This window comes from Pseudomonas costantinii (assembly GCF_001870435.1).
Taxonomy (GTDB): domain Bacteria; phylum Pseudomonadota; class Gammaproteobacteria; order Pseudomonadales; family Pseudomonadaceae; genus Aquipseudomonas; species Aquipseudomonas costantinii.
In genome coordinates this window covers 66,202-89,253 of the sequence record NZ_MDDR01000005.1, presented here as the reverse complement: position 1 = coordinate 89,253, position 23,052 = coordinate 66,202, and the positions used below count along the sequence as shown (strand labels likewise).

The window sequence follows — 23,052 nt, the reverse complement described above, 5'->3', positions numbered from 1 at the left end:
GCAGCGGGGCGAAAATGCCCTGATGGAAACTCATATGGGGGTGGCGGGGGGGATTTCAACTGTAGGACTGTGGTGAGCGGGCTTGTCCAGCGTTGGGCTGCGTAGCAGCCCGAATAGGAGCGACGCATTTTTCAGACAGGCGGTGATGCTGGATCTGAGGGGCTGCTGCGCAGCCCAACGCTGGACAAGCCCCCTCGCCACAACTGCTCGTCCATTGAGCGATTACGAAATTACCGGCTCTGGCGTTGTTGTAACAACAGGTTGCTAAACCCTGCGCCAGCCAATTGCTTCTGCGCCACGGTCAGTTGTTCACGGTTGCTGAACGGCCCTACCAGTACGCGATACCACGTCGCGTCCTTCACCGTGCCGGACTCCACCGTCACGGCCTGGCCCAGCAGAATGATCTGCGCGCGCACCCGATCCGCATCCGCCTGTTTCGGGAACGAGCCCGCTTGCAGGAAGAACTTGGTCACCGGTGCAGCCTTGGTGGTCGCCACCGGCGGCGGTGGCGGTGGGGTAATTCCTGCCAGCGCGGCTTGGGCGCGTGCGGTGTCGATTTTTGCCGCTTCCGCTGGGGTGACCGGCGTGGTCGGCACTTGCGGCGTCGGCAGGGTTTTCTCCGGCACGGCGTCAGGCGGCACAATCACTTCCGATTCCGGCAGCAGTGTGTAGAAATCGTACTTCGGCTTCACCGGAGCCGTTGGGCTCGGCGCAGTCTTGTTGGCCTCGGCAATTTTTGTGGCCTTCTGCTGCTCTTGCTTGACGCGTTTGACGTCATCGCCCTTGCCCGGCTCCAGCTTCATCAGAATCACGACAAACGCACCGACCGCCAGGCCGATGGCCATCCACAGCCAGCCCGGAATTGGCTTCTTCGCGGGTGCCTGGTAGCGGCTGGCGCCGCGCTTGGGTGCTGGTTTTTTCTTGGCAGCCAACTTACATACGCTCCAGGGTTTCCAGGCCTAACAATTCCAGGCCTTGCTTGAGGGTCCGTCCAGCCAGTGCGGCGAGGCGCAGGCGACTTTGCTTCTGGGCTTCGTCGTCGGCGGTGAGGATCGGGCAGTTCTCGTAGAAGCTGGAGAACAGGCCGGCGACCTCGTACAGGTAGGTGCACAGGATATGCGGCGTGCCTTTCTCGCCGACGCTGTTCAACACTTCGCCGAACTGCGCCAGTTTCGCCGCCAGTTCCTGTTCGTGCGGTGCATCCAGGACGATCTGGCCTTCGACTTCGCTGAAGTCTTTGCCCAGCTTGCGGAACACACCCGCCACGCGGGTGTAGGCGTACAGCAGGTACGGCGCGGTGTTGCCTTCGAAGTTGAGCATCAGTTCGAAGTTAAAGCTGTAGTCACTGGTGCGGTGCTTGGACAGGTCGGCGTATTTCACCGCGCCAATCCCCACCACGCGAGCGATGTTGCGCAGGTCGGCTTCGGCCAGCTCCGGATTCTTTTCCTTCACCAGGTTGTAGGCACGCTCCTGGGCTTCGTTCAGCAGGTCGATCAGCTTCACGGTGCCGCCGTCGCGGGTCTTGAACGGGCGGCCGTCGGCGCCGTTCATGGTGCCGAAGCCCATGTGTTCCATGTGCATCGGGTGGGTCACGAAACCGGCGCGGCGCGCCACTTCGAACACCTGTTGGAAGTGCAGGGCCTGGCGCTGGTCGACAAAATACAGCGCACGATCAGCCTTGAGCACACCGCTGCGGTAGCGCACGGCCGCCAGGTCGGTGGTGGCGTAGAGGTAGCCGCCATCGGCCTTGACGATGATCACCGGCAGCGGCTCGCCATCGGCGGTCTTGAACTCTTCGAGGAACACGCATTGCGCGCCGTTGCTTTCAACCAACAGGCCCTTGGCCTTGAGGTCGTTGACCACGTTGATCAGGTCGTCGTTGTAGGCGCTTTCGCCCATTACGTCAGCCATGGTCAATTTAACGTTGAGCAGCTCGTAGATTTCCTGGCAGTGGGACAGGGAAATCTCACGGAAGCGGCCCCACAGTTCCAGGCATTCCTTGTCACCGGCTTGCAGCTTGACCACCAAGCCGCGGGCACGGTCGGCGAACTCTTCGGATTCGTCGAAGCGCTTCTTGGCCGCGCGGTAGAAGTTTTCCAGGTCCGACAGTTCATTGCTGGTGATCGGGTTTTCCTGCAGGTAAGCCATCAGCATGCCGAACTGGGTGCCCCAGTCGCCCACATGGTTCTGACGGATTACGGTGTCGCCGAGAAACTCCAGCACGCGTGCCACGCCGTCGCCAATGATGGTCGAGCGCAGGTGGCCCACGTGCATCTCTTTGGCCAGGTTCGGCGCAGAGAGGTCGACAGCCACGCGTTGCAGCGCGCCAGCCTTGCGCACGCCGATCTTGGCGTCGGCCAGTGACGCGTCCAGGCGCGAAGCCAGGGCCTGGGTGTTCTGGAAGAAATTGATAAAGCCAGGGCCAGCGATTTCAGCTTTGCTGACCTGTGGGTCGGCAGGCAGGGCGGCGATGATTTTCTCCGCCAAGTCGCGCGGTTTCAGGCCCGCAGGCTTGGCCAGCATCATCGCGATGTTGCTGGCGAAGTCGCCGTGGGTCTTGTCGCGGGTGTTCTCCACCTGGATCGCCGGCGTCAGGCCTTCAGGCAACACACCTTCGTTGACGAGTTGGGTGAGGGCTTGTTGGATCAGCTGGCGAATGGTGTCTTTCATGGTGTTCTCTTTCGACCGCAAGCGGCGGCGCGCGATGCGCAGGTGGAAAAACTGGGCATTATCCGTGGCGAGGGCGGGCTTGCCAACCGTTCAGGCCAGATGGCGGACCTGCGGGCCTCATCGCGGGCAAGCCCGCTGCCACATTTTAACGTGTGAATACTTCTACATGTGGGCGCTGGTTTGCCTGAGATCGTTATCAATACAAATCTACCGGGTCCACATCCAACGACCATCGCACTTGCCGACCGCTGGGCATTTGCTCCAAGGCAAGCAACCAGCTACTTAATAGCCGATGCAGCGGTGCACGCGACGTTGCCTGCAAGAGTAGCTGAGCGCGATAACGTCCGGCGCGGCGTTCCATGGGGGCGGGCACCGGGCCGAGCAATTCGATGCCGGTCAGACTCAGTTCGCCGAGCAAACGTTCGGCGGCGCTGCACGCTTCATCGAGAAAACTTTCGGCTTGCCCCGGCTTATGCGCTTCTGCGCGCAGTAGCGCCAAATGAGAGAAGGGCGGCAGGCCGGCGGAGCGGCGTTCGCTCAATGCCTGTTCGGCGAAAGCAAAGTAGCCTTGTTCGGTCAGCTGAATCAGCAGCGGATGATCGGCCAGGTGCGTCTGGATAATCACTCTGCCCGGTTCTTCGGCCCGCCCGGCGCGGCCTGCGACCTGCACGATCAACTGCGCCATGCGTTCGCTGGCGCGGAAGTCGCCGGAGAACAGGCCGCCGTCGGCATCCAGAATTGACACCAGGGTCACCCGTGGAAAGTGATGACCTTTGGCAAGCATCTGTGTGCCGATCAGAATGCACGGCTGGCCTTTCTGGATGGTGGCGAACAGTTGGGTCATCGCGTCTTTGCGCGAGGTGCTGTCGCGGTCGACCCGCAGCACCGGGTAATCCGGGAATAGAATGCCCAGGCGCTCTTCGGCGCGTTCGGTACCCGCGCCAACCGGGCGCAAATCCACCTTGCCGCACTGCGGGCAGTGGCGCGGCAACCGCTCCACATGACCGCAGTGATGGCAGCGCAGCTCGCCGTGGCGCTGGTGCACGGTCATGCGCGCATCGCAGCGCTCGCACTCGGACATCCAGCCGCAGTCGTGGCACAGCAGTGTCGGCGCAAAGCCGCGGCGGTTGAGGAACACCAAGACTTGCTGGCCGGCGGCAAGGGTCTGGCCAATGGCTTGCTGCATAGGCCCGGAAATACCGCTGTCCAGTGGACGGCTTTTTACGTCCAGGCGCAGGAAACGTGGCTGCTTGGCCCCGCCTGCGCGTTCGTTGAGGCGTAGGAGGCCGTAACGGCCGGTGTAGGCGTTGTGCAGGCTTTCCAGGGATGGGGTCGCCGAGCCCAGCACAATCGGGATGTCTTCCTGGCGCGCCCGCACCAGCGCCAAGTCGCGGGCGTGGTAGCGCAGGCCTTCCTGCTGTTTATAGGAGCCGTCGTGCTCCTCGTCGATGATGATCAGCCCGGGGTTTTTCATCGGGGTGAACAGTGCCGAACGGGTGCCGATAATAATGTCGGCGTCGCCGTCCCGCGCCGCCAGCCAGGATTCCAGGCGCTCGCGGTCGTTGACCGCCGAATGCACCAAGGCGATGCGGGCATTGAAGCGTTGCTCGAAGCGCGCCAGGGTTTGCGGGCCCAGGTTGATCTCCGGGATCAGCACCAGCGCTTGTTTGCCGGCCTGCAGGGTTTCGCGGATCAACTGCAAATAGACTTCGGTCTTGCCGCTGCCTGTTACGCCGGCCAGTAGAAAGGCGTGGAAACTGTCGAAGCCTGCGCGGATCGCTTCATACGCAGCGCGTTGCTCGGTGTTCAGCGGCAATTCCGGTTGGGCCAGCCAATGTTCATGGCGAGCATCGGGTGCGTGCTTGCGGATTTCTACCTGTACCAGGCCCTTGGCGAGCAACAGGTCGAGGCTGTCTTTGCTCAGCATCAGCTTACTTAATAGCTGATGCGCCACGCCGTGGGGGTGCTGGGCCAGGGTCGCCAGGGCTTCACGTTGGCGTGGGGCGCGGGCGATGCGCGGGTCGTCGAGGCGTGCGCCGGGCACCGTCGACCAGAAGCGTTCCTGGCGCGATTCGGCCAGTTCGCCCTGGCGCAGCAGCACCGGGAGCGCCCAGCTCAAGGTATCGCCCAGGCTGTGTTGGTAATACTGGGCGGTCCACAGGCATAACTTGAACAGCGCCGGCGGCAGTGGCGGCGTGGCGTCGAGGATCGCCAGGGCTGGTTTGAGTTTTTCAGCCGGGACTTCGCTGTGGTCGGCGACTTCCACCAGGATGCCGATCATTTCCCTGCGCCCAAACGGCACACGCACACGCATGCCCGGCTGCAACTGTGCCCGCAACACGCCGGCCGGGGCACGGTAGTCGAACAGGCGGCGCAGGGGCGAGGGCAGGGCTAGGCGCAAAATGGCGTCGGGCACGCGGAGGGTCTCATATAAGGCAGGCGGTGGTGCAGGGGCGGGAGCCTAGCAGACAGGGGAAGGCTTGGGTATGCCGTGGTTTTCTGATGAAAGGGGCTTTTACGTGGGGAATCGGCCGCAAGGGCTGCTTGCGTGTTTAAAAAGGTCTGGTAGAATCCGCGGCCTAATTACGTGCGGTATTCGACAATAGTGTCGAGTGGCGGCACGCTAGCCCGAGGAAGTCACCATGAAAGCCGATATCCATCCAGCGTACGAAGTCATCGACGTAACTTGCAGCTGCGGCAACAAGTTCCAGACCCGTTCGAACCTGTGCAAGCCACTGGGTACTGACGTATGCAACGAGTGCCACCCGTTCTACACCGGTAAGCAGAAAACTCTGGACACCGGCGGCCGTGTACAGCGCTTTGCTGATCGTTTCGGTACTTTCGGCAAGAAGCCTGCTGCTACTCCAGCAGAGTAAGGCTCAAAAGCCTTTTGGGCTTTTGCTTGCTGTTCAAGAAGGCGTCCCTAGTGGACGCCTTTTTTGTACCTGGAATTTGGCTGTGGACTGGATAAGTAGACTTTCAAGAAAAAATTGTAGACATTTTTTAATTCAATTGTGAACAGTTGAGCCCTTGTATCCCGTGGCTCTTGGCCAAAAGTCTTAGTGCAGGGCCCTTGACACCTGTGACTGCCCAGTCTTGTAGGGACTTTGCGACACGCGTATCCTCGGCGGTCCGTCGACCAACAGTAAAAGCGGAATGCCGATATGTCTGATTTGAAAACTGCCGCTCTCGAATATCATGCCCATCCTCGTCCAGGAAAGCTGAGTGTAGAGCTCACCAAAGCCACTGCCACCGCTCGCGACTTGTCGCTGGCCTACAGCCCTGGCGTTGCCGAGCCCGTACGTGAAATCGCCCGCGACCCTGAACTGGCGTACAAGTACACCGGCAAAGGCAACCTGGTTGCAGTGATTTCCGATGGCACCGCGATTCTCGGCCTGGGTAACCTCGGCCCATTGGCTTCCAAGCCAGTCATGGAAGGTAAAGGCGTGCTGTTCAAGCGCTTCGCCGGCATTGACGTTTTCGACATCGAAGTCGACTCCGAGAGCCCGCAAGCTTTCATCGACACCGTAAAGCGCATCTCCATCACCTTCGGTGGCATCAACCTGGAAGACATCAAGGCACCTGAGTGCTTCGAGATCGAAAAGGCCCTGATCGAGCAGTGCGACATTCCGGTATTCCACGATGACCAGCACGGCACCGCGATCGTTACTGCGGCAGGCATGATCAACGCCCTGGAAATCGCCGGCAAAACCCTGGCTGACGCGAAGATCGTTTGCCTGGGCGCCGGCGCTGCGGCCATCTCCTGCATGAAATTGCTGGTGAGCATGGGCGCCAAGCTGGAAAACATCTTCATGGTCGACAGCAAGGGCGTCGTTCAGTCCGAGCGTACCGACCTGAACCAGTACAAGGCGATGTTTGCCCACGCGACCGAGAAGCGCACCCTGGCTGACGCCTTGAACGGTGCAGACGTGTTCGTTGGCCTGTCCGGCCCGAACCTGCTGAGCGCTGAAGGCCTGAAAACCATGGCGGCTAACCCGATCGTGTTCGCCTGCTCCAACCCTGATCCGGAAATCTCTCCGGAACTGGCTCACGCTACCCGTAGCGATGTGATCATGGCCACCGGTCGTTCGGACTACCCGAACCAGGTCAACAACGTACTGGGCTTCCCGTTCATCTTCCGTGGTGCCCTGGACGTTCGCGCCAAGCGCATCAACGAAGAGATGAAAGTGGCTGCCGCCAACGCCCTGCGTGAACTGGCCAAGCTGCCGGTACCTCAGGACGTGTGCGATGCCTACGGCGGCGCCAAGCTGGAGTTCGGTCGTGAGTACATCATCCCGAAACCAATGGATAAGCGTCTGATCACCCTGATCTCCGATGCCGTGGCCAAAGCCGCCATCGAGACCGGTGTGGCTACCCTGCCGTATCCGAAGCACTACCCGCTGAAAAGCGTGGATGATGTGTTCAACGGCTAAGCCGTTGTAGCGCACCAACAAAAAGCCCCGGCTCTCACGAGCCGGGGCTTTTTTGTGGCTGTCCGGATTTAAAGGTGAAACCTGTGGGGGCTAGGCCACAGACTCCATCAGAACAAATCGATTGGCGCCGCCTCATCCGCCGGCAGCGGGCTGCCCGGAACAACGCCATTGCCCAGCTCGTTGACCGACGGCGGTGTGTCTTCGCTCTTGAACAGCTCGAAGTATGCGTTTGGTGTGCTTGGCGATGCTGCACGGCCACTCACCGGATCGATCCGCAGGCTGAGAATGCCTTCCGGTTCCGGTTGGGTGTTCAACGGCTTGTCCTTCAAGGCTGCGCCCATGTAGCTCATCCAGATCGGCAGCGCGACGGTGCCACCGAACTCGCGGCGGCCAAGACTTTCCGGCTGGTCGTAGCCGGTCCATACGGTGGTCACGTAGTCGCCGTTGTAGCCGGAGAACCAGGCATCCTTGGAGTCGTTGGTGGTACCGGTTTTGCCCGCGATATCGGCACGGCCCAGGGCCAGTGCACGACGGCCGGTACCTTTCTTGATCACGTCTTCCAGGATGCTGTTGAGGATATAGGTGGTACGGCCATCCACTACACGCTCAGCGACCGCTGGCGCTTGTGGCTCAGTTGGAGCCGCGGCATTTGTGGCTGGCGCTGCACCTGGGGTCGGCTCGATGGTGATGCCGCCGTGGCTCGGTGCCGCAAGGCCATCCGTGGCTGCCACACCGTTGACCACGTCACCCGGCACGCGTGGCGGGTTGGCGGTGAACAGGGTGTCGCCATTGCGACTTTCGACCTTGTCGATCAAGTAAGGCGTGATTTTGTAGCCGCCGTTGGCAAAGGTGCTCCAGCCGGTGGCGATTTCCATCGGCGTGAGGGTCGCGGTGCCGAGGGCCAGCGACAGGTTCGGTGGCAGGTCCGATTTGTTGAAGCCAAAGCGCGTGATGTAGTCGATGGTCTTGCCTACGCCCATCGCTTGCAGCAAGCGGATCGACACCAGGTTACGCGACTTGTACAGCGCTTCGCGCACGCGGATCGGGCCGAGGAAGGTATTGGTGTCGTTCTTCGGGCGCCAGACCTTGTCCAGGTACTCGTCGACAAACACGATCGGTGCATCGTTGACCAGGCTGGCGGCGGTGTAGCCGTTATCCAGCGCGGCACTATAAATAAATGGCTTGAAGCTCGAACCCGGCTGACGCTTGGCCTGGGTGGCGCGGTTGTAGTTGCTTTGCTCGAAGGCAAAGCCGCCGACCAAGGCACGGATCGCACCGTTCTGCGGGTCCAGGGAAACGAGGGCGCCCTGGGCTAACGGCACTTGGCTGAATTTCAGGCTGTCGTCTTTCTGGCGTTGCACGCGGATCAAATCGCCCACTTGGGCCACGTCCGACGGCTGCTTGGGCATCGGGCCCATGCTGTTGGTGTTCAGGAAGGGGCGCGCCCACTTCATGCTGTCCCACGCCACATGGGCTTCGCCGGAGCGGGTCAGCACTTGCACGCCATCTTTCGTCACTTGGGTGACGATGGCGGGTTCCAGTCCGCTGATCGCACGCTGTTTGCCCAGCTCGGTGGTCCAGGCGCTCAGAGTCTTGCCCGGCAGGCGCGATTCTGGGCCGCGGTAGCCGTGGCGCTGGTCATAGGCGATCAGGCCGGAATGCACCGAATTGTTGGCGATGTCCTGCAGGCTGCTCGGAACGGTGGTGGTCACGCGGAAGCCTTCGGTGTAGGCCTCGCTGCCATAACGGCCGACCATCTCGGCACGCGCCATTTCGGCGATGTACGGTGCGTTCACTTCCGGCGTCGGCACGTGGTAACTGGCGTTCAGCGGTTCGGCCACGGCGCTGTCGTAAGCGGCCTGGTCGATCTTGCCCAGCTTGTACATACGGCCCAGGATCCAGTCACGACGCTCTTTGCTGCGCGCCGGGTTAGCCAACGGGTTGAAGCGCGAAGGGGCCTTGGGCAGGCCGGCAATCATCGCCATCTGCGCCAGGCTGGCATCACGAATGGACTTGCCGTAGTACACCTGGGAAGCGGCCTCGATCCCGTAGGCGCGGTTGCCCAGATAGATCTTGTTAACGTACAGCTCGAGGATCTCGTCCTTGGTCAACTGACGTTCGATTTGCAGTGCCAGCAGGATCTCGGTGGCTTTACGCGAAAAACTACGCTCGCTGGTGAGGAAGAAGTTCTTCGCCACCTGCATGGTGATGGTGCTGCCGCCGGATTGAATGTGTCCGCTTTTTACCAACTGGGTGGCTGCGCGCACCAGGCTGCTAGGGTCGACGCCGTAGTGATTGGCGAAATTGTCGTCTTCAGCCGACAGCAGAGCACTGATGAAGTTGGGTGGAATGTCGGCGAAACGGATCGGGGTGCGGCGCATTTCGCCGAACTCCGCGATCAGTTTTTCATCGCTGCTGTAAACCCGCAAAGGAATCTGCAACTGGATACTTCTGAGTGCCTCTACGGAAGGCAAACCCGGACTAAGGTAGAGGTAAGCACCGCTGAGTACGAGCAGTAGCCCGCAGACGATCGCGACAATGGAGTACCCGAAAAACTTCAGCAGACGAATCAAGGCTTTTGGATTTCCAGAGAAAAGAATGAGTTAGGCGTCGGGGCATGCATGGCAAACGATGGATCGACCCGAGCTGCAGATAAAAAGCGGGAAAAAACGCTGGGCATTAAAGCATTTTTCGGCTTGGGGCGTCATTCGTGCCACTCAAACAAGTCGACCGAATGCACGACGCCCTGCGGCAATCAGCCGGTATGACAAGGAAAGTTTTGGGGAGTTTTATGAGAAAGGGAATTTTCAGGCGAAAAGTCGACACCCTTCTGGGCGTCGACATCAATGGCACAGGCATCAAGCTGATAGAGCTGAGTCGCTCAGCCCGCGGGTACACCGTTGAAGGCTATGCCACGCAGGTGCTGCCAACCCTGGCGGTAGTCGATGGCGCATTGCTGGACCTCGAGGGCATAGGGCGCGCGCTGCAGCAGGCGTTATCTCGGTTGCGTACGTCGGCGCGGCAGGCGGCGGTGGCTGTAGCGGGCCCGTCGGTCATCACACGGGTGATCGAAATGGAGGCAGGGCTCAGTGATGAAGAGATGGCCTGGAAGATCCAGATGGAAGCCGATCAGTATGTTCCTTACCCATTGGATGACGTAGCTATCGACTTTCAGGTTCGCGGCCTTTCGGCCCAGGACCCGGCTCGGGTCGAGGTGTTGCTGGCGGCGTGTCTCAAGGAGCACGTAGAGGCTCGCGAAGCGGTTTTGGCCCTGGCTGGGCTTGTGCCACGGGTGGTGGACGTCGAAGGGTTTGCATTGGAGCGCGCTTGCAGTCAGGATTTTGCCAGCTTCATGCCGGGTCATCGAGTCGATGGCACGCAATGGGCCATGGATGCACCAGGGATGGGAATTGCTTGCGGGTTGGCCCTGAGGAGTTTCGCTTGATGACACGAATCAACCTTTTGCCTTGGCGCCAGGCGCTGGCGGAGCGGCGGCGCAAGTACTTCCTGATATTTCTGCTGGCGTTAGCCTGTGCGGCGCTCGCGGCGGTGTGGCTGGCGGATCAAGTGATTGGCCAGGCTATCGACCGGCAAGTGACGCGCAATAATCACTTGGGCAAGGAAGTCAGCGTCCTGGATTCGCGCATCAAGACCATCGACGACCTTCAAGAACAAAGCCAGCAATTGGCGGAACGCATGAAAGTCGTGCAGGACCTCCACGAAGCCCGCTCGGCTGGCGCCCAGTTGTTGGATCAATTGGCCCGTGCAGTTCCCGATGGGGTGCATTTGCATGAGGTTGTAGCGAAGGGTGATACGGTGAGTGTCAGTGGCAGTGCTGAAACCAGCCAGGATATCGCCGAGCTGATGCGTCGTCTGGAGGCCTCGCAAGGTGCCCACGCCACTCGGTTGCAGCATGTGCGGGCGGACGATGAACAGGGTAGCAACGGGTTTCAACTGATGGTGCGCCAAGGGGAATCCACCGAGGCCCAACCATGAGCCTGCCCAGGCTCGATTTTTCCACGCTGACTCACAACGCTGCCAAATGGCCCTTGCCAGGCAAGGCACTGTTGGGCTGCGCGCTGGCAGGCTTGGTACTGGTGGTGGGCGATAGTTTGCTGCTGGCCCCATCACGTGAGCGCCAGCGCGCGTTAGGGGCGCAGGAAATGGCCCTGCAACAACAACTCGTGGAAAAAACTGGTTTGTCCGCCAGCCTTGAAGAGCGCACCCGTCAGCTCCAGCTGAATCAGGCAGGGGTTGCCGAGCTATTGCGGCAGTTGCCGAGCGAGTCCGAGGTGCCGGGCTTGCTGGAAGATATTGCTCGGCTGGCCGTTGCCAATGGCTTGATGGTTGAGAGCATCGCGGTGTTGGATGAGCAGATTCGGCCGTACTATGTCGAGCAACCCATGCAGATTGGCGCTTCTGGGGCTTTTCACGATCTGGTGACGTTCGTGAATGCTTTGGGTGGCTTGGCGCGAATCGTCACTGTGCATGATGTCGCGCTTCGGCGTGATGGGGCGCTACTGCGGCTTGAATTGCTGGCCAAGATTTATCGAAGTGCTTCGCTAGGCGATAAATCTGGCTACGCCGCCAAACAAGGGTCGGGCTTTGTCTACGACCCATCCTCCCTGCGTGACCCGTTTCAGCTGCCCGCATTGCAGGCTGAGCACCTTGGCGGCCAGCCAGCTCTTGCGCCAGATCTAACTCGGCCAAGGGGTTTGCTGGAAGGTCTGGCGGTCGATCAGTTCGAAATGGTCGGCACGTTGTCCCGAGGCGTGCAGTCCTTCGCATTATTACGCGTAGCCTCAACGGTGCATCGGCTTGCGGTCGGCGACTATGTGGGGCCGAACCACGGCCGAGTAACGGCTATTCATGACGGCCACATCGAGCTGGCCGAGTTGTTCCCCGATGAACAAGGCGCATGGCTGGTGCGCTCGCGAACCCTCGTGTTGAACGTCAACTCATAACGGAATCAAACAATGAAAAGGACTTTCTCGTCCTTCGGTGTGGCGCTATGGATAGCGTTCACGGCACCGATGGCTTTTGCTGTGCCCAATCGTGTGGACCTGATCCAACTGCCGCCGCCAGGCAAGGCAGTTTCGGGCGTTTATACCGGCGACAAGCTGAGCCTCAACTTCCAGAATATCGAACTGCGCGCGGTGCTGCAGCAGATCGCCGATGTGGCGGGCCTTAACTTGGTCGCCAGCGACGAGGTGCAGGGTTCAATCACCCTGCGACTCAGGGATGTACCTTGGGATCAGGCGCTGGACCTGGTATTGCAGACCAAGGGGTTGGATAAACGGGTAAAAGCCGGTGTCTTGCTGGTAGCGCCCGCCGACGAGTTGGCGGCTCGCGAACGGCTGACACTGGAGTCGCGCAAGCAGATGGCCGAGTTGGCGCCACTGCGTCGGGAGTTGTTGCAGGTCAATTACGCCAAGGCGGCGGACTTGGCCAAGTTGTTCCAATCTGTGACGGGCTTTGAAGGCGTCACCGATGAGCGCGGCTCGGTGGCAGTGGATGACCGCACCAATAACATCATCGCCTACCAGACCAGCGAACGATTGGAAGAGTTGCGGCGGATCGTGGCGCAACTGGATATTCCAGTGCGCCAAGTGATGATCGAAGCGCGGATCGTCGAAGCCAATGTCGATTACGACAAAAGCCTGGGCGTGCGCTGGGGTGGGCGACTCAATCCCGGAAACTGGGGCGCGGGTGGTATCGGCAAGCCCTTGGCCGAAGGTGCGCAGCCACCGGAAAATTCGCCCAGCTCACCGTTTGTCGACTTGGGTTCACTCACCGGTACTTCTGGTGTGGGCATCGCCTTTATCACAGACAACCTGTTGCTGGACCTCGAACTGACCGCCATGGAGAAAACCGGCAACGGTGAAATTGTCTCGCAGCCCAAGGTAGTTACCTCCGACAAAGAAACTGCGCGCATCCTCAAGGGCACCGAAATTCCCTATCAGGAGTCCAGTTCCAGCGGTGCCACCTCCGTGTCTTTCAAAGAGGCCTCGCTCTCGCTGGAGGTGACCCCGCAAATCACCCCCGACAATTGGGTGATCATGGAGGTCAAGGTCACCAAGGATGAGCCCGATTATCTGAACAAGCTCAACGACGTACCGCCGATCAAGAAAAACGAAGTCAACGCCAAGGTGTTGGTCAAGGATGGCGAGACCATCGTCATTGGCGGGGTTTTCTCCAATACCCAAAGCAAAGTGGTAGATAAAGTGCCATTTTTGGGCGATGTGCCGTATCTTGGCCGCCTTTTCCGGCGCGATGTGCTGGCGGAGAAAAAATCCGAGCTGCTGGTATTCCTGACTCCGCGTATTATGAATAACCAGGCGATTGCTGTGAGTCGTTGATTCTGTGCGAAATTTGATTCTTGTAGGACCGATGGGGGCTGGAAAAAGCACCATCGGCCGTTTGCTGGCCAAAGAGCTGCGCCTGCCATTCAAAGACTCCGATAAGGAAATTGAATTGCGCACGGGCGCCAATATCCCGTGGATCTTCGATAAAGAAGGTGAACTGGGCTTTCGCGACCGCGAGCAGGCGATGATTGCCGAGCTGTGCGGCTGCGATGGCGTGGTATTGGCCACCGGCGGTGGCGCAGTCATGCGCGATGAAAACCGCCGGGCGCTGCACGCCGGTGGTCGCGTGGTCTATCTGCATGCCTCGGTTGAGCAGCAGGTGGGTCGCACCGCCCGTGATCGTAATCGCCCGTTACTGCGTACAGCGGACCCTGCAAAAACCTTGCGGGACTTGCTGGCGCTGCGCGATCCGCTCTATCGGGAAATCGCCGATCTGGTGGTGGAAACCGATGAGCGGCCGCCACGGATGGTCGTTCTCGACATTCTCGAGCGCTTGCAGCAATTGCCACCCCGTTAAAGCCAGGCCAGAAATGCGCTATTCTCGGCGGCGCGTCATCACCCTTTGAGGTGTGGCGTAGAGCCATCAGGCAACGTCAGATCCGAGCGTTGCCGATCGTAAATATATCTTCACGCGGGGACACATGCAGACACTTAAGGTTGATCTAGGCGAGCGCAGCTACCCAATCCATATTGGCGAAGGTTTGTTGGACCAACCCGAGTTGCTTGCACCGCATATTGCCGGGCGGCAAGTGGCGATCATCTCCAACGAAACGGTCGCGCCGCTGTATCTTGAGCGTCTGAGCCGCAGCCTTGCTGCCTATTCGGTGATCTCGGTGATCTTGCCTGACGGCGAAGCCCACAAGAACTGGGAAACCCTGCAACTGATCTTTGATGGCCTGCTGACCGCTCGTCATGATCGTCGAACCACCGTGATCGCTCTGGGCGGCGGTGTGATCGGCGATATGGCCGGTTTTGCGGCAGCCTGCTACCAGCGTGGTGTGGACTTTATCCAGGTGCCGACCACCTTGTTGTCCCAGGTCGATTCGTCGGTGGGCGGCAAGACCGGTATCAACCACCCGCTGGGCAAGAATATGGTTGGCGCGTTCTACCAGCCCAACGCCGTGCTGATTGACACCGCGACCCTCAACACCTTGCCGCCGCGCGAGCTGTCGGCGGGCTTGGCGGAAGTCATCAAATACGGACTGATCTGCGACGAGCCCTTCCTGACCTGGCTCGAAGAGCATGTAGATGCTCTGCGCGCCCTGGACCAGGTGGCGCTGACCGAAGCGATTTCCCGCTCTTGCGCCGCCAAGGCGCTGGTGGTGAATGCCGACGAACGGGAGTCCGGCGTACGGGCCACCTTGAACTTGGGCCATACCTTCGGCCATGCGATCGAAACGCACATGGGCTATGGTGTGTGGTTGCATGGGGAAGCCGTAGCGGCTGGCACTGTGATGGCATTGGAAATGTCGCAGCGCCTGGGCTGGATCAGCGCCCAGGAGCGGGATCGCGGCATCCGCCTGTTCCTGCGCGCCGGCTTGCCGGTCATCCCTCCGGAAGAGATGACCGAGGCGGATTTCCTCGAACATATGGCAATAGACAAGAAAGTGATCGACGGTCGACTGCGACTGGTGCTGCTGCGCCATATGGGCGAAGCGGTGGTGACCGACGATTATCCGAAAGAGATTTTACAGGCCACGCTGGGAGCGGATTACCGCGCCCTGGCCCAGCTTAAAGGTTAATAAGATCCCGATGACTAGTTTGCATGCCGACGAGGCCTTCCTCGGCCATTACCAGTTAAGCCACGACCCCTTTGCTCCTCGGGTGCCGGGCTTCAAATTTTTCCCTGCCCAGCGCAAGCCGGTACTTGGCCAATTGCACCATCTGGCGCGCTACAGCCAGCTGCTGTTGGTGGTGACAGGCCCGCTGGGCAGTGGCAAGACCTTGCTGCGTCAGGCGCTGGTCGCCAGCACCAACAAGCAATCGGTGCAGAGCGTGGTGGTGTCGGCCCGTGGTGCGGGTGATGCGGCAGGTGTGTTGCGCCAAGTGGCCCAAGCCCTGAGTGTGTCCACGGCTGAGCCGAACGCGATCCTCAAGCAAGTCGTGCAGCTTGGCTTGACCGGTCAGGAAGTCTACTTGCTGGTGGACGACGCCGAGCAGCTCGACGAATCTGCCCTGGAAGCGCTGTTGGCGCTGGCGGCGGGCACGCCGGAAGGTCGCCCGCACGTGTTCCTGTTTGGTGAATCGTCGTTGATCGCCGATCTGGAGCAGATCAGCGGCGAACAGGAACTGTTCCACGTCATCGAATTGCAGCCATACGAAGAGGAAGAAACCCGCGAATACCTGGCTCAACGCCTTGAGGGCGCAGGGGCCGGTATCGAACTTTTCTCCGCTTCGCAGATCTCTGATATTCACGAAAGCTCCGACGGCTGGCCTGGCACCATCAACCAGGTCGCCCGGGATGCCTTGATCGAAGCCATGATTGCTAGCCGCTCTGCGGTCAAGCGTCCAAAGATGGGGTTCACTATGCCTAAGAAGCACGTATTGGCGATTTCTGCCGTTGTCGTGGTCGCTGTCGCCGCCGCCTGGTTGATCCCAGGTCGTAGCAAGGCCCCCGCCACCGCTGGCGCGCCAACCGAACAGGCGCAGTTGCCACTGGGCAAGCCTACGCCAAACGTCGAGTTCGCCAACTCCGGCCAACCGACCAACCTGCCGATGGTCGGCCAACCGGTGATGCGCGGCCCGCTCGCCGAAGAAGCCGGTGGTATCTCCGAAGGCGACGACGGTGTGCCGGTGGCAGGCTCCAGTGCTACACCTCCGACCGTGACCACTACCGCACCGCCTGCAGGCGTTCCGGCTGGCCCGGCAGCGACCCCAGCTGCCAAGCCGACTCCTGCACCGACTGTCGCCGCCGCGAAGCCGGCTCCGGTCGCTAAGCCTGTCGCACCTGCACCAGTGGCCAAGCCTGCTCCAGCGGCCAAGCCGATTGAAAAACCAGCCGCCACCGTTGCCAAGGCTGGCGCTACCGGCAGCAGCTGGTACACCAGCCAACCTGCTGGCCATTTTGTGGTGCAGATCCTCGGCACCAGTTCCGAAGCCAATGCCCAGGCCTTCGTAAAAGAGCAGGGCGGCGAGTACCGTTATTTCAAGAAAGTGCTCAACGGCAAGCCTCTCTACGTGATCACCTACGGTAGCTTCCCAAGCCGTGCAGCAGCCGATTCCGCTATCAAGGCCTTGCCAGCGAAGGTTCAGGCTGGTAAACCTTGGCCTCGCACTGTCGCCAGCGTCCAACAGGAACTGGCAACAACTCGCTGAAGATTCGGCGGCCTTACCCAGGCCGCCTCTCCCGGCACCTCAAAAAAATCCGCAAGTGCGTGCTGCCCTCAAGGCCGCGCGCTTTGTGGTGTCTGCGTCACAGTGGCTTTTGAGTCGTAGCGGTCCGAACTAAAAAAGTTTTGACTAGCACAGCATATCGCTTTAAACCTTTCATAAATGCGACATAGATTTGCGACATTTCGTCGCTAAATTTGTGAGCGTCCGTGTCGGTGTGTACAATGACCTCCCTTTTGCCCCCGCTAAGCCGGCGTACGTTCGGCGTGGAAGGTAACCGGTTGAATTGAAAAGAAATTTGCCTCGATATAAGAGGCAGCCTGGTGAGAAAGTGTCTATGAAAGCAGGTCTGTACCAACCCGATGAATTCAAGGATAACTGCGGTTTCGGCCTGATAGCCCATATGCAGGGCGAGCCCAGTCATACCCTTTTGCAAACGGCCATCGAGGCCCTGACCTGCATGACCCACCGCGGTGGGATCAACGCCGACGGCAAGACCGGTGACGGTTGTGGCTTGCTGATTCAAAAGCCCGACCAGTTCCTGCGCGCTGTCGCAAAAGAGCATTTTGCTGTCGACCTGCCCAAGCAATACGCTGTGGGCATGGTGTTCTTTAACCAGGACCCGGTTAAAGCACAAGCCGCTCGCGAAAACATGAACCGCGAAATCCTCGCCGCCGGCCTGCAACTTGTCGGCTGGCGCAAAGTGCCGATCGACACCAGCGTGCTTGGCCGCCTGGCCCTCGAGCGCCTGCCGCAGATCGAACAAGTGTTCATCGCAGGCGACGGCCTGAGCGATCAGGACATGGCGATCAAGCTGTTCACGTCGCGTCGTCGTTCGTCCGTGGCCAACGCCGCCGACACCGACCACTACATCTGCAGCTTTTCCCACAAGACCATTATTTATAAAGGCCTGATGATGCCGGCGGATTTGACCGCCTTCTATCCAGACCTTAAAGACGAGCGTCTGCAAACCGCAATCTGCGTGTTCCACCAGCGCTTCTCCACCAACACCCTGCCGAAATGGCCGCTGGCTCAGCCGTTCCGCTTCCTCGCCCACAACGGCGAGATCAACACCATCACCGGCAACCGCAACTGGGCTGTGGCCCGTCGCACCAAGTTCGCCAACGATTTGATGGACCTCGAAGAGCTCGGCCCGCTGGTTAACCGCGTGGGTTCCGACTCTTCCAGCATGGACAACATGCTCGAACTGATGGTCACCGGCGGCATCGACCTGTTCCGTGGCGTGCGCATGATCATTCCGCCAGCGTGGCAGAACGTTGAGACCATGGACCCCGACCTGCGGGCGTTCTATGAGTACAACTCGATGCACATGGAACCGTGGGACGGCCCGGCCGGCGTGGTAATGACCGACGGTCGCTACGCGGTGTGCCTGCTCGACCGTAACGGTCTGCGCCCGGCGCGTTGGGTTACCACTACCAACGGTTTTATCACCCTGGCGTCGGAAATCGGCGTGTGGGACTACAAGCCCGAAGACGTTATTGCCAAAGGTCGCGTAGGCCCTGGCCAGATCCTGGCCGTGGACACTGAAACCGGTCAGATCCTCGACACTGATGCCATCGACAACCGCTTGAAGTCGCGTCACCCGTACAAGCAATGGCTGCGCAAGAACGCCCTGCGTATCCAGGCGACCATGGAAGACAACGACCACGGTTCGGCTTTCTATGACGTCGACCAGCTCAAGCAGTACATGAAGATGTACCAGGTCACGTTCGAAGAGCGCGACCAAGTGCTGCGTCCGCTTGGCGAGCAAGGCTACGAGGCCGTCGGCTCCATGGGCGATGACACGCCGATGGCCGTGCTGTCCCAGCGCGTGCGTACGCCGTACGACTATTTCCGCCAGCAGTTCGCTCAGGTGACCAACCCACCGATCGACCCGCTGCGCGAAGCCATCGTGATGTCCCTGGAAGTGTGCCTCGGTGCCGAGCGCAACATCTTCCAGGAATCGCCTGAGCATGCGTCCCGCGTAATCCTCAGTTCGCCTGTGGTTTCTCCGGCCAAGTGGCGCTCGTTGATGACCCTGGATCGCCCAGGCTTCGACCGCCAGATCATCGACCTGAACTACGACGAGAGCCTCGGCCTTGAAGCCGCTGTGCGCAACGTCGCCGACCAGGCCGAAGAAGCCGTGCGCGCCGGTCGTACCCAGATCGTACTGACCGACCGCCATATCGCCCCAGGCAAGTTGCCGATCCACGCATCCCTGGCCACCGGCGCGGTACACCACCGCCTGACCGAAAAAGGTCTGCGTTGCGACTCCAACATCCTCGTGGAAACCGCCACCGCCCGCGACCCGCATCACTTTGCGGTGCTGATCGGTTTCGGCGCCTCGGCGGTGTACCCGTTCCTCGCGTACGAAGTGCTGGGTGACCTGATCCGTACCGGTGAAGTGCTGGGCGACCTCTATGAGGTGTTCAAGAACTACCGTAAGGGCATCACCAAGGGCCTGTTGAAGATCCTGTCGAAGATGGGCATCTCCACCGTCACGTCCTATCGCGGCGCTCAGTTGTTCGAAGCGATCGGCTTGTCCGAAGAAGTTTGCGACCTGAGCTTCCGTGGCGTACCAAGCCGCATCAAGGGCGCACGTTTCGTCGACATTGAGGCCGAACAGAAAGCCCTGGCGGCCGAAGCCTGGAGCGCGCGCAAGCCGATCCAGCAAGGCGGCCTGCTGAAGTTCGTGCACGGTGGCGAATACCACGCGTACAACCCGGACGTGGTCAACACCCTGCAAGCCGCCGTGCAGCAGGGCGACTACGCCAAGTTCAAGGAATACACCGCGCTGGTGGATAACCGCCCGGTGTCGATGATCCGTGACCTGTTCAAGGTGAAAACCCTGGACACGCCTCTGGCTATCAGCGAAATCGAACCACTGGAGTCGATCCTCAAGCGCTTCGACTCCGCCGGTATTTCCCTGGGCGCCTTGTCGCCTGAGGCTCACGAAGCCCTGGCCGAAGCCATGAACCGCCTGGGTGCGCGTTCCAACTCCGGTGAAGGCGGTGAAGACCCGGCGCGCTACGGCACCATCAAGAGCTCGAAAATCAAGCAGGTGGCGACTGGCCGTTTCGGTGTGACCCCGGAATACCTGGTCAACGCCGAAGTGTTGCAGATCAAGGTTGCCCAGGGCGCCAAGCCCGGTGAAGGCGGCCAGCTGCCAGGCGGCAAGGTCAACGGTTTGATCGCCAAACTGCGTTATGCAGTACCGGGCGTGACCCTGATTTCGCCACCACCGCACCACGACATCTACTCGATTGAAGATTTGTCGCAGCTGATTTTCGACTTGAAACAAGTCAACCCGCAGGCCCTGGTCTCGGTGAAATTGGTAGCAGAAGCTGGCGTGGGCACCATCGCCGCCGGTGTGGCCAAGGCCTATGCCGACCTGATCACCATCTCCGGCTACGACGGCGGTACCGGCGCATCGCCGCTGACCTCCATCAAGTACGCCGGCGCACCGTGGGAACTCGGCCTGGCTGAAACTCACCAGACCCTGCGCGGCAACGACCTGCGCGGCAAGGTTCGGGTACAGACCGACGGCGGCCTGAAAACCGGCCTCGACGTGATCAAGGCTGCGATCCTTGGCGCCGAAAGCTTCGGTTTTGGTACTGCGCCAATGATCGCCCTGGGCTGCAAATACCTGCGCATCTGCCACCTGAACAACTGCGCCACCGGCGTTGCGACGCAGAACGAAAAGCTGCGTAAAGATCACTACATCGGCACCGTCGACATGGTGGTGAATTTCTTCACCTATGTCGCCGAAGAAACCCGTGAGTGGTTGGCCAAGCTGGGCGTGCGCTCGCTGGAAGAGCTGATCGGCCGTACCGATCTGCTGGACATCCTCGAAGGCCAGACCGCCAAGCAACAGCATCTGGACCTGACGCCGCTGTTGGGCAGCGACCACATCCCGGCAGACAAGCCACAATTCTGCCAGGTTGACCGCAACCCACCGTTCGACAAAGGCCTGTTGGCCGAGAAGATGGTCGAGATGGCCAGCTCCTCGATCAACGACGCCAGCGGTGGCGAATTCGTCCTGGATATCTGCAACTGCGACCGTTCCATCGGCGCCCGCATCTCCGGCGAAATCGCTCGCAAGCATGGCAACCAGGGGATGGCGAAAGCGCCGATCACCTTCCGCTTCAAGGGCACTGCGGGCCAGAGCTTCGGCGTGTGGAACGCCGGTGGCCTGCACATGTACCTGGAAGGCGACGCCAACGACTACGTGGGCAAGGGCATGACCGGCGGCAAGCTGGTGATCGTTCCGCCTAAAGGCAGCGTCTACAAGACCCAGGACAGTGCCATTATCGGTAACACCTGCTTGTACGGCGCCACGGGTGGCAAGCTGTTCGCCGCCGGTACTGCCGGTGAGCGTTTCGCCGTGCGTAACTCCGGTGCTCACACCGTGGTGGAAGGCACTGGCGATCACTGCTGCGAGTACATGACCGGGGGCTTTGTCGCAGTATTGGGCAAGACCGGTTACAACTTCGGTTCGGGCATGACCGGCGGTTTCGCCTATGTGCTTGACCAGGACAACACCTTCGTCGACAAGGTCAACCACGAGTTGGTCGAGATCCAGCGGATCAGCGGCGAAGCCATGGAATCCTACCGGAACCACTTGCAACACGTGCTGGACGAGTACGTCGAGGAAACAGGCAGCGAATGGGGTCGTAACCTCGCTGAAAACCTTGATGATTACCTGCGTCGTTTCTGGCTGGTCAAGCCCAAGGCTGCCAACCTGAAATCGTTGCTTTCCAGCATCCGTGCCAACCCGCAGTGATATGCGCCTGAACAGTTTGATGAGGTTTTAACATGGCTGAACGTCTGAATAACGACTTCCAGTTCATCGATGTCGGGCGCAAAGATCCGAAGAAGAAACTGTTGCGTCAACGCAAGAAAGAGTTCGTGGAAATCTACGAACCCTTCAAGCCCCAGCACTCGGCCGACCAGGCCCACCGCTGCCTGGGTTGCGGTAACCCGTATTGCGAATGGAAGTGCCCGGTGCACAACTTCATTCCCAACTGGCTGAAGCTTGTAGCCGAGGGCAACATCCTCGCCGCCGCCGAGCTGTCGCACCAGACCAACACCCTGCCGGAAGTCTGCGGCCGGGTGTGCCCGCAAGACCGTCTGTGCGAGGGTGCCTGCACCCTCAACGACGGCTTCGGCGCGGTGACCATCGGTTCGGTGGAGAAGTACATCACCGACACCGCGTTCGCCATGGGCTGGCGCCCGGACATGTCCAAGGTCAAGCCGACCGGCAAGCGTGTTGCGATCATCGGCGCGGGCCCAGCGGGCCTGGGCTGTGCCGACGTGTTGGTGCGTGGTGGTGTGACCCCGGTGGTGTTCGACAAGAACCCGGAAATCGGCGGCCTGCTGACCTTCGGCATCCCCGAGTTCAAGCTGGAAAAAACCGTCCTGAGCAACCGTCGTGAAGTGTTCACCGGCATGGGTATCGAGTTCCGTCTCAATACCGAAATCGGCAAAGACATCACCATGGAGCAACTGCTCGCCGAATACGATGCCGTGTTCATGGGCATGGGTACCTACACCTACATGAAGGGCGGCTTTGCCGGTGAGGATTTGCCGGGCGTTTATGACGCTTTGGACTTCCTGATCGCCAACGTGAATCGCAACCTGGGCTTTGAAAAGTCGCCGGAAGACTTCGTCGACATGAAAGGCAAGAAGGTCGTGGTGCTGGGCGGTGGTGACACCGCGATGGACTGCAACCGTACCTCGATTCGCCAGGGCGCCAAGTCGGTGACCTGTGCCTATCGTCGTGACGAAGCCAACATGCCCGGCTCGCGCAAAGAGGTGAAGAACGCCAAGGAAGAAGGCGTGCGATTCCTCTACAACCGTCAGCCGATTGCTATCGTCGGTGAAGATCGTGTTGAAGGCGTGAAGGTGGTCGAGACCCGTCTTGGCGAGCCGGATGCCCGTGGTCGTCGCAGCCCTGAGCCGATCCCGGGTTCCGAAGAGATCATCCCGGCTGACGCCGTAGTGATTGCTTTCGGTTTCCGCCCAAGCCCGGCGCCGTGGTTTGAGCAGTTCGAGATCCAGACCGACAGCCAGGGCCGCGTTGTGGCCCCGGAACAAGGCCAGTACAAGCACCAGACCAGCAACCCGAAAATCTTCGCCGGTGGCGACATGGTTCGTGGTTCTGACTTGGTGGTGACGGCGATCTTCGAAGGGCGTAATGCCGCTGAAGGCATCCTGGATTACCTGCAGGTCTGATGATCGTTCCCACGCTCTGC

Annotated in this window: 14 protein-coding genes and 1 pseudogene; 11 read left to right on the top strand and 4 right to left on the bottom strand. The window is 60.3% G+C overall.

The features are described 5' to 3' along the window. Nucleotides 1-230: 230 nt before the first annotated feature. The 3 genes from BFL40_RS02495 to BFL40_RS02485 all read right to left on the bottom strand — a co-directional run bounded on the left by BFL40_RS02495 (nucleotide 231) and on the right by BFL40_RS02485 (nucleotide 5,086). Nucleotides 231-932 (bottom strand): SPOR domain-containing protein, encoded by a 702-nt coding sequence (locus tag BFL40_RS02495; protein WP_016972721.1) that lies wholly within the window; start codon nucleotides 930-932, stop codon nucleotides 231-233. 1 nt (nucleotide 933) lies between these two features. Continuing rightward, nucleotides 934-2,670 (bottom strand): arginine--tRNA ligase, encoded by a 1,737-nt coding sequence (gene argS, locus BFL40_RS02490; protein ID WP_071482657.1) that lies wholly within the window; start codon nucleotides 2,668-2,670, stop codon nucleotides 934-936. A gap of 196 nt (nucleotides 2,671-2,866) precedes the next feature. Further along, the gene (locus BFL40_RS02485) at nucleotides 2,867-5,086 is read right to left on the bottom strand and encodes a primosomal protein N' (protein WP_071482658.1); all 2,220 of its coding nucleotides are present in this window, start codon (nucleotides 5,084-5,086) and stop codon (nucleotides 2,867-2,869) included. Between the two features lie 226 nt (nucleotides 5,087-5,312). Between BFL40_RS02485 and rpmE the strand changes: the two genes are divergently transcribed. Together rpmE and BFL40_RS02475 are read left to right on the top strand one after the other, a co-directional pair. Next, nucleotides 5,313-5,546 (top strand): 50S ribosomal protein L31, encoded by a 234-nt coding sequence (gene rpmE / locus BFL40_RS02480; protein ID WP_071482659.1) that lies wholly within the window; start codon nucleotides 5,313-5,315, stop codon nucleotides 5,544-5,546. 288 nt (nucleotides 5,547-5,834) lie between these two features. Beyond that, on the top strand, nucleotides 5,835-7,103 hold the full coding sequence (locus BFL40_RS02475) for a malic enzyme-like NAD(P)-binding protein (protein ID WP_071482660.1): 1,269 nt from the start codon (nucleotides 5,835-5,837) through the stop codon (nucleotides 7,101-7,103). A 107-nt stretch (nucleotides 7,104-7,210) separates the two neighbouring features. Here the strand turns inward: BFL40_RS02475 and BFL40_RS02470 are convergent, their stop codons facing one another. Next, nucleotides 7,211-9,676 carry a penicillin-binding protein 1A gene (locus BFL40_RS02470; protein WP_071482661.1) on the bottom strand — a complete coding sequence of 822 codons (2,466 nt, stop codon included), beginning with the start codon at nucleotides 9,674-9,676 and terminating at the stop codon, nucleotides 7,211-7,213. Between the two features lie 218 nt (nucleotides 9,677-9,894). Between BFL40_RS02470 and pilM the strand changes: the two genes are divergently transcribed. The 9 genes and pseudogenes from pilM (at nucleotide 9,895) to BFL40_RS02420 (ending at nucleotide 23,032) form a co-directional block, all read left to right on the top strand. Further along, nucleotides 9,895-10,548 (top strand): type IV pilus assembly protein PilM, encoded by a 654-nt coding sequence (gene pilM, locus BFL40_RS02465; RefSeq protein ID WP_071482662.1) that lies wholly within the window; start codon nucleotides 9,895-9,897, stop codon nucleotides 10,546-10,548. Further along, on the top strand, nucleotides 10,548-11,099 hold the full coding sequence (locus tag BFL40_RS02460) for a PilN domain-containing protein (protein WP_071482663.1): 552 nt from the start codon (nucleotides 10,548-10,550) through the stop codon (nucleotides 11,097-11,099). Before pilM ends, BFL40_RS02460 begins: the two co-directional genes overlap by 1 nt. Beyond that, nucleotides 11,096-12,067, top strand: coding sequence for a pilus assembly protein PilP (locus BFL40_RS02455; RefSeq protein WP_071482664.1), 972 nt, complete (start codon nucleotides 11,096-11,098; stop codon nucleotides 12,065-12,067). Before BFL40_RS02460 ends, BFL40_RS02455 begins: the two co-directional genes overlap by 4 nt. A gap of 141 nt (nucleotides 12,068-12,208) precedes the next feature. After that, nucleotides 12,209-13,462 (top strand): annotated as a pseudogene (locus BFL40_RS02450) (type IV pilus secretin PilQ); the annotation flags it as partial. A 4-nt stretch (nucleotides 13,463-13,466) separates the two neighbouring features. After that, nucleotides 13,467-13,985 carry a shikimate kinase AroK gene (gene aroK, locus BFL40_RS02445; RefSeq protein ID WP_071482666.1) on the top strand — a complete coding sequence of 173 codons (519 nt, stop codon included), beginning with the start codon at nucleotides 13,467-13,469 and terminating at the stop codon, nucleotides 13,983-13,985. 124 nt (nucleotides 13,986-14,109) lie between these two features. Continuing rightward, the gene (aroB, locus tag BFL40_RS02440) at nucleotides 14,110-15,210 is read left to right on the top strand and encodes a 3-dehydroquinate synthase (RefSeq protein WP_071482667.1); all 1,101 of its coding nucleotides are present in this window, start codon (nucleotides 14,110-14,112) and stop codon (nucleotides 15,208-15,210) included. 10 nt (nucleotides 15,211-15,220) lie between these two features. Then, nucleotides 15,221-16,783, top strand: a complete 1,563-nt coding sequence (locus tag BFL40_RS02435; RefSeq protein ID WP_071482668.1) for an SPOR domain-containing protein — start codon at nucleotides 15,221-15,223, stop codon at nucleotides 16,781-16,783. A gap of 352 nt (nucleotides 16,784-17,135) precedes the next feature. Beyond that, the gene (gltB, locus tag BFL40_RS02425) at nucleotides 17,136-21,581 is read left to right on the top strand and encodes a glutamate synthase large subunit (protein ID WP_071482669.1); all 4,446 of its coding nucleotides are present in this window, start codon (nucleotides 17,136-17,138) and stop codon (nucleotides 21,579-21,581) included. Between the two features lie 32 nt (nucleotides 21,582-21,613). Beyond that, on the top strand, nucleotides 21,614-23,032 hold the full coding sequence (locus BFL40_RS02420) for an FAD-dependent oxidoreductase (RefSeq protein ID WP_071482670.1): 1,419 nt from the start codon (nucleotides 21,614-21,616) through the stop codon (nucleotides 23,030-23,032). Nucleotides 23,033-23,052: the final 20 nt, after the last annotated feature.